The 12,583-nt window shown below is 65.0% G+C and carries 11 protein-coding genes and 1 pseudogene; 9 read left to right on the forward strand and 3 right to left on the reverse strand.

Annotated features, from left to right (window positions below):
• Nucleotides 1-26 precede the first annotated feature (26 nt).
• Together Q0D31_RS11865 and Q0D31_RS11870 are read left to right on the forward strand one after the other, a co-directional pair.
• The gene (locus tag Q0D31_RS11865; protein WP_291850358.1) at nucleotides 27-782 is read left to right on the forward strand and encodes a ribonuclease HII; all 756 of its coding nucleotides are present in this window, start codon (nucleotides 27-29) and stop codon (nucleotides 780-782) included.
• Nucleotides 783-907: 125 nt separating this feature from the next.
• A complete protein-coding gene (locus Q0D31_RS11870) occupies nucleotides 908-2,416 on the forward strand; it encodes a glycosyltransferase family 39 protein (protein ID WP_291850361.1) in 1,509 nt (502 codons plus the stop codon).
• 3 nt (nucleotides 2,417-2,419) lie between these two features.
• On the opposite strand, the gene Q0D31_RS11875 is transcribed toward Q0D31_RS11870, so the two are convergent.
• Nucleotides 2,420-3,247 carry a uracil-DNA glycosylase gene (locus Q0D31_RS11875; RefSeq protein WP_291850668.1) on the reverse strand — a complete coding sequence of 276 codons (828 nt, stop codon included), beginning with the start codon at nucleotides 3,245-3,247 and terminating at the stop codon, nucleotides 2,420-2,422.
• Nucleotides 3,248-3,380: 133 nt separating this feature from the next.
• On the opposite strand from Q0D31_RS11875, the gene Q0D31_RS11880 reads away from it, so the two are divergent.
• From Q0D31_RS11880 to Q0D31_RS11890, 3 genes are all read left to right on the forward strand, one after another.
• Nucleotides 3,381-5,039, forward strand: coding sequence for an electron transfer flavoprotein-ubiquinone oxidoreductase (locus Q0D31_RS11880; RefSeq protein ID WP_291850364.1), 1,659 nt, complete (start codon nucleotides 3,381-3,383; stop codon nucleotides 5,037-5,039).
• A 288-nt stretch (nucleotides 5,040-5,327) separates the two neighbouring features.
• Nucleotides 5,328-7,109, forward strand: a complete 1,782-nt coding sequence (locus Q0D31_RS11885) for a tetratricopeptide repeat protein (protein WP_291850367.1) — start codon at nucleotides 5,328-5,330, stop codon at nucleotides 7,107-7,109.
• A 28-nt stretch (nucleotides 7,110-7,137) separates the two neighbouring features.
• A complete protein-coding gene (locus Q0D31_RS11890; protein WP_291850370.1) occupies nucleotides 7,138-8,022 on the forward strand; it encodes a 4-(cytidine 5'-diphospho)-2-C-methyl-D-erythritol kinase in 885 nt (294 codons plus the stop codon).
• Between the two features lie 93 nt (nucleotides 8,023-8,115).
• On the opposite strand, the pseudogene Q0D31_RS11895 reads toward Q0D31_RS11890, so the two are convergent.
• Both Q0D31_RS11895 and Q0D31_RS11900 read right to left on the reverse strand, forming a co-directional pair.
• A pseudogene (locus Q0D31_RS11895) lies at nucleotides 8,116-8,744 on the reverse strand (LysE family translocator).
• 111 nt (nucleotides 8,745-8,855) lie between these two features.
• Nucleotides 8,856-9,866: a polyprenyl synthetase family protein gene (locus tag Q0D31_RS11900; protein ID WP_291850373.1), complete on the reverse strand. Its 1,011-nt coding sequence runs from the start codon at nucleotides 9,864-9,866 to the stop codon at nucleotides 8,856-8,858.
• Between the two features lie 129 nt (nucleotides 9,867-9,995).
• On the opposite strand from Q0D31_RS11900, the gene Q0D31_RS11905 reads away from it, so the two are divergent.
• The 4 genes from Q0D31_RS11905 (at nucleotide 9,996) to Q0D31_RS11920 (ending at nucleotide 12,430) form a co-directional block, all read left to right on the forward strand.
• Nucleotides 9,996-10,223, forward strand: a complete 228-nt coding sequence (locus tag Q0D31_RS11905) for a DUF2007 domain-containing protein (RefSeq protein ID WP_291850377.1) — start codon at nucleotides 9,996-9,998, stop codon at nucleotides 10,221-10,223.
• Nucleotides 10,216-10,983, forward strand: a complete 768-nt coding sequence (locus Q0D31_RS11910; RefSeq protein WP_291850380.1) for a methyltransferase — start codon at nucleotides 10,216-10,218, stop codon at nucleotides 10,981-10,983. Before Q0D31_RS11905 ends, Q0D31_RS11910 begins: the two co-directional genes overlap by 8 nt.
• A 229-nt stretch (nucleotides 10,984-11,212) precedes the next feature.
• Nucleotides 11,213-12,124, forward strand: a complete 912-nt coding sequence (locus Q0D31_RS11915) for a S49 family peptidase (protein WP_291850383.1) — start codon at nucleotides 11,213-11,215, stop codon at nucleotides 12,122-12,124.
• A 114-nt stretch (nucleotides 12,125-12,238) separates the two neighbouring features.
• On the forward strand, nucleotides 12,239-12,430 hold the full coding sequence (locus Q0D31_RS11920) for a hypothetical protein (RefSeq protein ID WP_291850670.1): 192 nt from the start codon (nucleotides 12,239-12,241) through the stop codon (nucleotides 12,428-12,430).
• Nucleotides 12,431-12,583 lie beyond the last annotated feature (153 nt).

Consider the following 12,583-nt stretch of genomic DNA (forward strand, 5'->3'; position numbering starts at 1 on the left):
GGCGCGCAGTTTCGCACCATCCCGGCATGATTCGGGAAAAATCCTTCGATGCGTCCGGCCGAAAGCCAGTCAGATCGCCGGCGGGCGTGATCGCGGTCGCGCCGCCGAGCTTTCGGCGGGAGCGGGCGCTGATCAAGCGCGGCGTCTGGCCGGTGGCCGGTTGCGACGAGGCGGGCCGCGGTCCGCTGGCCGGTCCCGTGGTGGCCGCCGCCGTCGTGCTGGACCCGAAGAGAATTCCGAGGGGAATCGATGATTCGAAGCGGCTGACGGCGGAACGCCGCGAGGAGCTGTTCGAGGAAATCTGCGCGACCGCGTCATTTGCCGTCGCCTTTGCCTCGCCGGCGCGGATCGACCGCGACAACATTCTGCGCGCCTCGCTGTGGGCGCTGGCGCGCGCGGTGCGCGCGCTGCCCGAACTGCCGAAGCATGTGTTCGTCGACGGCCGCGACCGGATCGACGCGCCCTGCGACTGCGATGCGGTGATCGGCGGCGACGGCATCGTCATGTCGATCGCGGCGGCCTCGATCATCGCCAAGGTGACGCGCGATCGCCTGATGTGCGCGCTGGCGCTGGATTGTCCGGGTTATGGCTTCGAAAACCACAAGGGCTACGCGGTGCCGGAACATCGCGAGGCGCTTGATCGGCTTGGTCCGAGCGTCCACCATCGCCGGTTCTTCGCGCCCGTGATCGCCGCGCGGGAAAAGCATCGGCCCGAGGCTGTCGAGCGCGATCTGTTCCTGCCGGAACCGTTGATCATGCCCGAGATCAAGGTCGCGGTCTGAGGTCGGCGCTGGCGTTTGCTTACGCGCGACGCCCGCCCGTTGCGCCTGGTGATGGCGATGGTTGCCACGGCGGCGCTCGCGCTCTATCAAGCGCTCTCGGCCTGGCCCGGGCATTCGGACGTTTCATGCGCTTCACCTCGCTCGTTGTCGAACTGATCCGCGCCCGCCCGCGGCTGGTGGTGTGGCTGGTGTTGCTGCTGCAGGCCGCACTTTGGCTTTTTCTGCCGATGCTGCTCTATCGAAGCCCGCCCGGTGAGCTCGCCACCACGCTCGCCTACGGCCGCGAATACCTGGTCGGGTCCTGGCTCGGCCCGCCACTTGCCTTCTGGCTTGCCGACATCGCCTTCCGCGCCGCCGGCAATCACCTGTTCGGCGTGTACCTGCTGGCGCAGATCTGCGCCGTCCTCACCTTCTGGACCTTCTACCAATTGGCGCGCGCGATTGTTGGCGGCCAGCAGGCGGTGCTCGCCGTGCTGCTCTCGTTGACGGTGGTGGCCTTCAGCTCGCCGGGCGTCGAATTCGGCCCGCTGGTGCTGGCGCGCCCGCTGTGGGCGCTGCTGCTGTTGCACTCATGGCAGTTGATCGGCCAGAACCGGCGCACCGCGTGGTTTGCCTGGTCGATCGAGGCGGGCCTGTTGCTGCTGACGACGTCGGCGGCGCCGGGGCTGTTGCTGCTGCTCGCCGGATTTGCGCTTGCCACGCCGCGCGGGCGAGGTGTGCTGACGTCGCTCGACCCGCTCTATGCGCTGCTGGTGATCGTCGTCCTGGTTCTGCCCTATCTGATCTGGCTCGTTCGCGCTGACGCGCTGGTCATGCCACCCGGGCCGGCGATCTCCGATCTCGGCACCCGCGCGGTTGAATGGGGCGGGCTGCTCGGCGGCCTCGTGCTGGCGATGTCGGGCCTCGTGCTGCTGGTGATCCTCAACGCCGGCTGGTTTGCCCGCAATGCCGAGGATGCGCCGATCATCTATCGGCCTCCGGTCGATCCCTTGGCGCGCCAGTTCGTATATTTCTTCGCCGTTGGGCCGGCGTTGCTCGGGAGCCTGGCCGGCGGGCTTTTCGACCTCGACCACGTCGTCGGCGGCGCCGGCGTCGCCTTGCTGATGTCCGGGCTCGCCGTCATTGTCGCGACCGGCGATCTGGTCTATCTGCGGCGTCCGCGGCTGTTGCGTTCGGTCTGGGCCGCGGCGCTTGTCGCTCCCGCCCTGGTGGTGAGCGCGACCACGTTCGTTTCGCCATGGATCGGCGGCACGGAAGTCCCGACCGCGCTGCCGGCCAAGGCGATCGCTCGTTTCTTCGGCGACAGCTTTGAACGGCGGACCAACCAGCCGCTGCGCGCGGTAGCCGGCGATCCCCAACTCGCGAGCTTCGTCGCGATGGACGCCGGGCGTCCGCATTTGCTGCTGGATGCCACGCCGGAGCGGACCCCGTGGCTCTCGGTCGCGAAGTTCAACGAGACCGGCGGCGTCGTGGTCTGGCGCGCTTCGGATACCGCGGGCACGCCGCCGCCCGATATCGCGCAGCGGTTTCCCGGCCTGGTGCCGGAAGTGCCGCGGAGCTTCGAAAGGATCGTAAACGGCCGGCAGCCATCGCTGCGGATCGGTTGGGCGATCGTGCGGCCGAAAGCGCCTTGATCGTCAGCCCGTGGGCGCTTGTTCCAGCGCCTTGGCGATGGCGCGCAAATCCTGCCAGGACATCCGCTTGTAGGATGGCGAGCGCAACAGATAGGCCGGATGGAAGGTCGCCATGGCGCGGATCTTGCGCGCGCCGGTGTCGTAGTCGAACCATTTCCCGCGGGTCTTCATGATGCCGTCGCGGGTCGACAGCAGCGTCTGCGTCGAGGGATTGCCGAGTGTCACCAGCACGTCCGGATTGACCAGTTCGACCTGCCGCTGGATGAACGGCAGACAGATCTGGGTTTCCTGCGGCGTCGGGGTTCGGTTGCCCGGTGGCCGCCACGGGATCACGTTGGCGATGTAGGCCTTGCTGCGGTCGAGCCCGATCGCCGCGATCATCCGGTCCAGCAGCTTGCCGGAGCGGCCGACGAAAGGCAGCCCCTCGATATCCTCCTCGCGGCCGGGCGCCTCGCCGACGAACATGATGCGCGCCGCGGGATTGCCGTCGGCGAACACCAGCCGCGTCGCGGTGTTCTTCAGCGCGCAGCCCTCGAAATTTTCCAACAGCACGCGCAGCGCTTCCAGCGTCGGCGCAGCCCGCGCCGCCTCGCGTGCGGAAGCGATTGCCGCTTCCGGCGTTGGCGCCATTTCGCCGCGCGCAACGGAAGGAATCGCCACCGGGGTTTCCCGGACCGCGCGGGGCGGGGCGGTCACCTCGGCCGCGGGCGCGGAAACCAGTTCGGATTCCGTCAACCGGTCGACGGCGACGTCCGCCAACGCGCAATCAACGCCGGCCTCGACATAAAAGTCCAGCAATTGCCGAATAGTAGGCGCGGGTTCGGAGGTCAGGTCCATGATCACAACCTATCTCGGATCACACGGCCGCGAAACGCCCTACCTTGCATTTCCATGGTTGTCCTGCCTGCAAAAATCGGAAACAAGAACCCGGTGGAGCCGTTCTCTATCAGGCTGAGAGCAGATCATGAGCACAGAAGAACTATCGCCGCGTGAGTCCATGGAATTTGACGTCGTGATCGTCGGCGCCGGGCCGGCAGGCCTGGCGGCGGCGATCCGGCTGAAGCAGATCAATGCTGACCTGAACATCGTCGTGGTCGAAAAGGGCTCCGAGGTCGGCGCCCATATTCTCTCGGGCGCGGTGATCGATCCGGTCTCGCTCGACAGGTTGATCCCGGACTGGCGCGAGGACGCCGATTGCCCGCTGAAGACCCAGGTCAAGGACGACCGTTTCTACTGGATGACGGCAGGCAGCGCGATCCGGCTGCCGAACTTCGCCATGCCGCCGCTGATGGATAATCATCACTGCTATATCGGCTCGCTCGGCAATGTCTGCCGCTGGCTGGCGCCGAGGGCCGAGGCGCTCGGCGTCGAAATCTACCCGGGATTCGCCGCGGTCGAAGTGCTCTACGACGACAATGGCGCGGTGCGTGGCATCGCGACTGGCGACATGGGCATCGCCAGGGACGGCAGCCACAAGGATTCCTATACCCGCGGCATGGAACTGCGCGGCAAGTACACCCTGTTCGCCGAAGGCGCGCGCGGCAGCCTGAGCAAGCAGCTGATCGCGAAATTCTCGCTCGACGCCGACAGCGAACCGCCGAAATTCGGCATCGGGCTGAAGGAAGTCTGGGAGATCGATCCGGCCAAGCACCAGAAGGGCCTGATCCAGCATTCGTTCGGCTGGCCCCTGAACAACTCAACCGGCGGCGGCTCGTTTCTCTATCACTACGACGACAACAAGGTGGCGGTCGGCTTTGTCGTGCATCTCAATTACGACGATCCGTATTTGTCGCCGTTCGACGAATTCCAGCGATTCAAGACCCACCCCGCCATTCGTCCGCTGTTCGAAGGCGGCAAGCGGCTTGCCTATGGCGCGCGCGCCATCACCGAAGGCGGATATCAATCCGTGCCGCGCCTGAGCTTTCCGGGCGGCGCGCTGATCGGTTGCGCGGCGGGTTTTGTCAACGTGCCGCGCATCAAGGGCGTCCACAACGCGATGGGCAGCGGCATGCTCGCGGCCGAATGTGTTGCTGCAGCCCTCGGGGCCGGCCGCGCCAACGATGAACTGGTCGACTATGAGAACAACTGGCGGGATTCCGCCGTCGGCCGCGATCTGCACCGGGTTCGCAACGTCAAACCGCTGTGGTCGAAATTCGGAACCATCATCGGCGTGGCGCTCGGCGGGTTCGACATGTGGTGCAACACCCTGGGTTTCTCGCTGTTCGGAACCCAGTCGCACGCCAAGCCCGATCGCAAAACGCTGGATCCTGCGCGCGAGCATGCACCGATCGCCTACCCGAAACCGGACGGAAAACTCACCTTCGACAAGCTGTCCTCGGTGTTCGTGTCGAATACCAACCATGAAGAGGACCAGCCGGTTCATCTGAAGGTCGCGGACATGAACCTGCAGAAGACGTCAGAGCACGACGTCTATGCCGGTCCTTCGAACCGTTATTGTCCGGCCGGCGTCTACGAATGGGTCGAGGAGGCTTCGGGACCGCGGTTCCAGATCAACGCCCAGAACTGCGTCCATTGCAAAACCTGTGACGTCAAGGACCCCAACGGCAATATCACCTGGGTTCCGCCGGAAGGCGGCGGTGGTCCGAACTACCAGGCCATGTAAGCGATCGATCTGACCACGATTGCGTGAAAACCGGCGGTGTATTATCACCGGCGGCCACGATACCGCCACAGAGAAAGCGTTTCCGGGCTAGGTGGGGAAAATTGGCGACCTAAGGGTCTAATCGACCAATCGATTCGCGAGCCCGTATCCTTGCGGTTGAAGGCCAAAAGCGGCATTGTCGCCCACCGAGATGCCGCCGCTTGGGTCTGCATTCGAGAACGAATCGCGAAGACAGTCGCGAGAACGATCGTAAAACTTGCCCTACATCCTGGAGCTAGGCGAACCGTGATGCTTTCCACTCGTTTTACCCGTTGGACGATCGCCGCAACCACTCTCGCCGCACTGGCCGCGCCCGGCGCGGTCTTGGCCCAGGCGACCGAAGCTGCGGCCGAAAGCGTCACGCAGTTCCCGAGCAAGACCGACCTGAAATCGCTGACCACGGCGGGCAGCTATCTGGCCGCGCGCCACGCCAGCGTGGAGCGCGATGCCTCGTCGGCGGCGGCATTCTATCGCTCTGCGCTTCGCACCGACCCCAAGAACAACGAGCTGCTCGACCGCGCCTTTATCTCGTCGCTGGCGGACGGCGACATTGACGAGGCCGTCAAGCTCGCCGACCGCATCCTGACCATGGACAAGTCCAACCGGGTTGCCCGCCTGGTGGTCGGCGTGCGCGACCTCAAGCAGAAGAAGTACGCGGCCGCGCAGATCAATATCAACCAGTCGATCCGCGGACCGATTACCGACCTGGTGGCGACGCTGCTGTCGGGTTGGGCGAGTTACGGCGCCGGCGATGCCAAGGCGGCCGTCACCCATATCGACAAGCTGACCGGGCCTGAATGGTATCCGATCTTCAAGGATCTCCACGCCGGCATGATCCTGGAGATCTCGGGCAAGGAAAAGGACGCCGGCACGCGCTTTGAGCGCGCCTACAAGCTCGACGATTCCATGCTGCGGGTTTCCGACGCCTATGCGCGCTGGTTGTCGCGCAACAAGGACGGCGCGGCGGCCGCGGGCATCTATGAGGCCTTCGACAAGAAGCTGCCGCGGCATCCCCTGGTGCAGGAGGGTCTGCGCGAGACCAGGGCCGGCAAGAAGCTGTCGCCACTGGCCGAATCGGCGCAGGCTGGCGCGGCCGAAGCGTTGTACGGCATCGGCGCGACGCTTACCCGCCGCGGCGGCGAGGATCTGGCGCTGGTCTATCTGCAGCTATCGCTGTACCTGCAACCCAATTATCCGCTGGCGCTGCTTTCGCTCGCCGACCTCTATGAGTCCGTGAAGAAGCCGCGGATGGCGATCAAGGTCTATGAGCGCATGCCGGCGAGTTCGCCCCTCAGGCGCAATGCGCAGATCCAGCTTGCCACCAATCTCGACGCCGCCGAGCGCAGCGAGGAGGCGATCAAGATCCTGAAGGGCGTCACCGCCGAAGCGCCGAAGGATATCGAAGCCATCATGGCGCTCGGCAACATCGAGCGCGGCCGCAAGAAGTTCAACGATTGCGCTGCGACCTATTCGCAGGCGATCGATGCGATGGGCTCGATGACCGACAAGAACACCTGGGTCACCTACTACTATCGCGGCATTTGCCTGGAACGCTCCAAGCAGTGGAGCAAGGCCGAGGTCGACATGCGCAAGGCGCTCGAGTTGCAGCCCGAGCAGCCGCATGTCCTGAACTATCTCGGCTATTCCTGGATTGACCAGGGTATCAACCTCGACGAAGGCATGAAGATGATCAAGCGTGCCGTCGAACAGCGACCCGATGACGGCTACATCGTGGATTCCCTGGGCTGGGCCTATTACCGTATCGGCAATTTTGAGGACGCGGTGAAGCATCTCGAGCGCGCCATCGATCTCAAGCCCGAGGATCCCACCATCAACGACCATCTTGGCGACGCCTATTGGCGCGTCGGTCGGACGCTGGAAGCCAAATTCCAGTGGGCCCACGCCCGCGATCTCAAACCCGAGCCGGAAGAGCTGCCGAAGATCGAGGCCAAGCTTGCAAACGGCCTTCCGGAAGACACTTCTTCGGCGGCGTCTGCCGACAAGAAGAAGGAAGACGGCAAGGGCGGTTGACGGAGGAAGTCTTGGGGGCTGTTCGGCGATGCCGGCACTGAGCAATGAGGGGCGGGCCAAGGTCAACCTGACCTTGCGGGTATATGGCCGTCGTTCGGACGGTTATCATGATCTTGAGAGCGTGGTGGCGTTCGCCGACTGCGCCGACCGCCTGACGCTGACGCCAGGTCCCGGTCTTGAGCTGAAGATGGCCGGACCGCTGGCGCAAGCTTGTGGCGAAGCCGCGGACAATCTCGTACTGAAGGCCGCGCGCTTGCTGGCCGAGCGAGTGCCCGGCTTGCAGGCCGGCAGTTTCAACCTCGAAAAGGTATTGCCGGTCGCAGCCGGGATCGGTGGCGGTTCGGCCGACGCCGCCGCCGCGCTGCGATTGCTGGCGCAGTTGAACGGGCTGGCGCTCGACGATCCCCGCGTGATCGAGGTCGCGCAGCTGACCGGCGCCGACGTGCCGGTCTGCGTCAATTCGCAAGCCTGCGTCATGACCGGCGTCGGCGACACGCTGCTTCCGCTTAGACTGCCGAAAATGCCCTGCGTGATGGTGAACCCGCGCGTCCCCGTCGCGACCCGCGACGTGTTCAATGCGCTGGGCCTGCGTAACGGACAGCTGCTGGTCGGCGCCGCCGACGTGCTGTTGCAGGACCGTTGGCCCGACGAAGCAGCCTCGCTGGAAGACTGGGTTGAGGCGCTGGCTGCCAGCAGCAATGATCTGGAAGCCCCGGCGATGCGCATCGAGCCCGCGATTGGCGACGTGGTATCGGCACTAAGCGCTACCAACGGGGCCTGGCTGGCGCGGATGTCGGGATCAGGCGCAACCTGCTTTGCGATCTATGAGAACACCGCCGACGCCAAGCGCGCCGCGGACCAGATCCGGCGCGACCGCCCCGGATGGTGGGTGCATGCGGGGGTGCTGAGCTGAAATTCTCTTAGTAGGATGGGTGGAGCGCAGCGATACCCATCGACTGACTCACAATTCGCATGACGTGATGGGTTTCGCTGCGCTCTACCCATCCTACGAGTTGGGCCGGCGCGCCAGCGCCAGCGACACCCCGAGCCCGGCGATGAACAGCCCCGATCCCTGTCGCAGGCGTTGAAACAGCTGTGGCCGGCGCACCAGTCCCGAATGCGCGCTCGATGCCACCAACACCACTATGAAATCGACCAGCGTATTGAGCGCGACCGAGACCAGCCCCAGCGCCATGAACTGGAGGGCAGGGTAACTGCCGGCTGGATCAAGGAACTGCGGAATGAAGGCCAGAAAGAAGGCTGCCGTCTTGGGATTGAGCGCTTCGACGAGCACGCCATCCAGAAAGGCCGGCTTTGAGCCGATCGGAGCGATCTGGTCCGGCAGCAACTGGCGGGCCTCGCGAAACGTCCTGATGGCAAGCCAGATCAAATAGATTGCGCCCGCAAATTTCAGTGCGGTGAAGAGTTCGGCGCTCGCAAGAATGATCGCCGAGACGCCAACCCCGCCTGCAATCACGTGGACCAGCCCGCCCAGCGCGGTCCCGAACGTCGACGCAATGCCGGCTCGCTTGCCGCCGGTCAGCGTTCTCGTGGCGACATAGAAATCCCGGGGCCGGGGGCCGCGGCGATGACAAGCGCGGCAAGCAGAAACAGCAAAAGATTTGTGTCGTTCATTGATACAGCGGGGTTTCGTAGGATGGGTAGAGCGCAGCGAAACCCATCAACTTTCGCCAATCGTGATGAAGCGATGGGTTTCGCTGCGCTCTACCCATCCTACACGCCCGCTTAATGCGATCGCGCCAGGCAGAACGCCACGACCTGCTCGAGCGCGGTCTTCATCGGCGAGGCCGGAAACAGCGCCAGCGCGTCGACAGCCATCGCGCCGTAGTGATGGGCGCGGCTGATTGTGTCCTCGAGCGTGCGGTGCTTGGTCATCAGGCCGATGGCGTGATCGAGATCGCCGTCGCTGATCTCGCCGCGCTCCAATGCCTTGATCCAGAACGCGCGCTCGCTTTCATTGCCGCGGCGGAATGCCAGCACCACCGGCAGCGTGATCTTGCCCTCGCGGAAATCGTCGCCGATGTTCTTGCCGAGCTTGGCGGCCTTGCCGCCGTAATCGAGCACGTCGTCGACGAGCTGGAACGCGATGCCGAGATTCATGCCGACCGAACGGCAAGCGGTCTGCTCGGCCTTCGGCCGGTTGGCGATTACCGGTCCGACCTCGCAGGCGGCGGCGAACAATTCGGCGGTCTTGCCCCGGATCACTGCGAGATATTCGTCCTCGGTGGTCGCGGTGTTCTTGGCGGCCGCGAGCTGCATGACCTCGCCTTCGGCGATGGTGGCTGCGGCCGAGGAAAGAATGTCGAGGGCGCGCAGCGAGCCGACCTCGACCATCATGCGAAAGGCCTGGCCGAGCAGGAAATCGCCGACCAGCACGCTGGCCTCGTTGCCCCACAGCATCCGCGCCGAAAGCTTGCCGCGCCGCAGTTCGCTTTCATCGACCACGTCGTCATGCAGCAGCGTGGCGGTATGCATGAATTCGACGGAGGCGGCGAGCTTGATATGGCCGTCGCCGGAATAGCCGGCCAGCCCGGCCATCGCCAGGGTGAGCATCGGGCGGAGGCGCTTGCCGCCGGACGAAATCAGGTGGTTGGCGACCTCGGGAATCATCGTGACTTCGGAGCCGGTCCGCGACAGGATCGTGGCGTTGACCCGGTCCATGTCGGCGGCGACAAGCCCGACCAGCGCATCGATCGACGCGGTTGACGGGCTTTCAAAGGGTACAATAACCGCCACGCGGGTCTCCAATTTTGGCCGATTGGCACTATCCTTCATCTACAATAGAAAGTGCAGGCTTTGGCGGCAAGGGTGGGTAGCGCTTGACAGGACCTATCGCTTTCACAACCCTGCGACAGGGAGCGTAAATTGCGGGAATTGGTTCGGACCAACGATATCGTGCTGGTTTCCGCGGTCGGCGCGCTGCTCGACGGCGCCAATATTCATCATCTGGTGCTGGACCAGAACATGAGCGTCATCGAGGGATCGCTTGGCGTCCTGCCGCGCCGTATCCTGGTCCATGAGGACGACAACCTCGAAGCCCGCCAGTTGCTGACCGATGCTGGGCTCGCCCACGAATTGCGGGCCGATGACTGATCCCGCCGACGACCTTACCGAGGATGCGTTTCTCGGTGGGCAATTGCGCCTGCGCCAGCTGAGATCGGGTCACCGCGCCGGCCACGACGCGATGCTGCTTGCGGCCGCGACATCTGCCGGTTCAGGGGATCGCGTGGCCGATCTCGGCGCCGGCGTCGGGGCCGCCGGCCTGGCGGTCGCAAGGCGCGTCGCCGGCATCGATCTGGTGCTGGTCGAGATCGATCCCGCACTGGCGGCCCTGGCGCGCGCAAACGCCGCGGCCAACGCGATCGCGGCGGAGGTCGTCGTGCTCGATGTCGAGGCTGGCGCGGCCGCCTTCGCGGCTGCCGGGCTCGTTCCCGACAGTTTCGATGCGGTCTTGATGAATCCGCCCTTCAACGATCCCGCGCGGCATCGGATATCGCCCGACAGCGCACGTAGCGTTGCGCATGTGGCGACCGCGACGACGCTGTCGGGTTGGGTGCATGCGGCGCGTCGCCTGCTCAAGCCCAGGGCCGTGCTGACGGCGATCTGGCGCGCCGACGGCATCGCCGACGTGCTGACGGCGCTCGATCACGGTTTCGGGAGCCTTGAGATACTGCCCGTTCACGGCGACGCGAGGGCGCCAGCGAACCGCATCCTGCTTCGCGCCATCAAGGGCGGTCGCGGGCCAACGCAAATCCATGCCGGCCTGATGCTCAATAATGAGGCGGGCATGCCCAACAAAGGCGTGCAGGATATTCTCGCGGGAAAGGCAAGCTTGCCGCTGGCCAGAGCGTGAGCGAGCGCCATAACGCGGCTACTGCGGGATTGTTTCCGATTGCCGTTTTGGCGTCGAGGTGAAGTGAATCGCGGTCAAAAGACTGCCGATGAGCATTACCAGCAGATAGATTTTCATGCACTCTCTCCCGATCATCGCGGCCGCGACAGCCAAGTCCCGCTCCGGTCCTTGCGCTCCGGCCCTTGCAATGACATCGAGGTGATAAAGAAGGGTTAACCAAGGTATCGGCATGAATGAGCAAGTGAGCGAGCGCGCGGGGCTCGCGGGCGTCATCGACAGGCTGAAAAAATGGATGCCGGCGCGGTTCCGGCGTGGGGCGGCCGTGGTGCCGGTGGTGCGGTTATCCGGCGTGATCGGCGCGGTGACGCCGTTGCGGCCGGGTCTGACGCTGGCCGGGATCGCCAGGACGCTGGAGCGCGCCTTTGCCACCAGGCATGCCAGGGCCGTGGCGCTGGTGATCAATTCGCCCGGCGGCTCGCCGGTGCAGTCGCGCCAGATCTATCTGCGGATCAGGCAGCTCGCCGCGGAAAAGAAATTGCCGGTGCTGGTGTTCGTCGAGGACGTCGCGGCTTCGGGCGGCTACATGCTCGCCTGCGCGGGTGACGAGATTTTCTGCGATCCGTCATCGATCCTGGGTTCGATCGGCGTGGTCGGCGGCAGTTTCGGTTTTCAGGAACTGATCCGGAAAATCGGCGTCGAGCGGCGGCTTTATACGGCGGGCGAGCACAAGGCGATGCTCGATCCGTTCCTGCCCGAAAACCCCGATGACGTCGCGCGCGTCAAGGCGCTGCAGCGCGAAATCCACGCCATCTTCATCGCGCTGGTCAGGCAAAGCCGCGGCGCGCGCCTCAAGGGCGCCGACGGCGTGCTGTTCACGGGCGAATATTGGGCAGGCGAAACCTCGGTTTCGCTGGGGCTGGCGGACGGGATCGGTGATCTCCGTTCGACCTTGCGTCAACGCTTTGGCGAAGAGGTGCGCACGCCCGTGATTGCGCCCGCGAGCGGCATGTTGGCCGGGCTGCTCGGCCGCAAGTCGCCGGGGGCGGGTTCGCTGGCCGCCCTGGATGGTATCGCGGGATGGCCGGACGAACTGATTTCCGCGCTGGAAACCCGGGCGATCTGGGCCAAATTCGGGTTCTAGGGGCCAACTTCAGTTAATCGGGCCGCGCCTGGTCCCAAAAGCGGAATTGCGGCGCAGGCCGGCTTGGGCGACAATACCAGTTGGGACGGCTACGTGAACGACAAGGATCGACCGATGCCACCGCTGATCGCATTCGCAGGCACCTTGGGCGGGCTCGCTGTGTTCCGCTGGGCCTACAAAACTGCTGTCCGCGTCAACCGGGAACTGGAAGAGGCGCGCAGGGAACGCGTGGCCGAGGCCGCCCGCGCGAGCGAGATTCCAACCCTGAGGCGCGACCCCGTCACTGGCGCGTATCGGCCGGGTTGAACCTTCCAGTCCTCATCCAGAGGCGGGCGCCAGCCCGCGTCCCGAAGGATGCCGCAAGATCGGGGCCTCGTGTTCGAGACGCGTGGCGGCGCCGCGCTCCTCACCATGAGGAGGACGCCCCGCCATCGCCTTGATTCCCCGCTTCCACGCCGA

This window comes from Bradyrhizobium sp. (assembly GCF_022844465.1).
GTDB lineage: Bacteria > Pseudomonadota > Alphaproteobacteria > Rhizobiales > Xanthobacteraceae > Bradyrhizobium.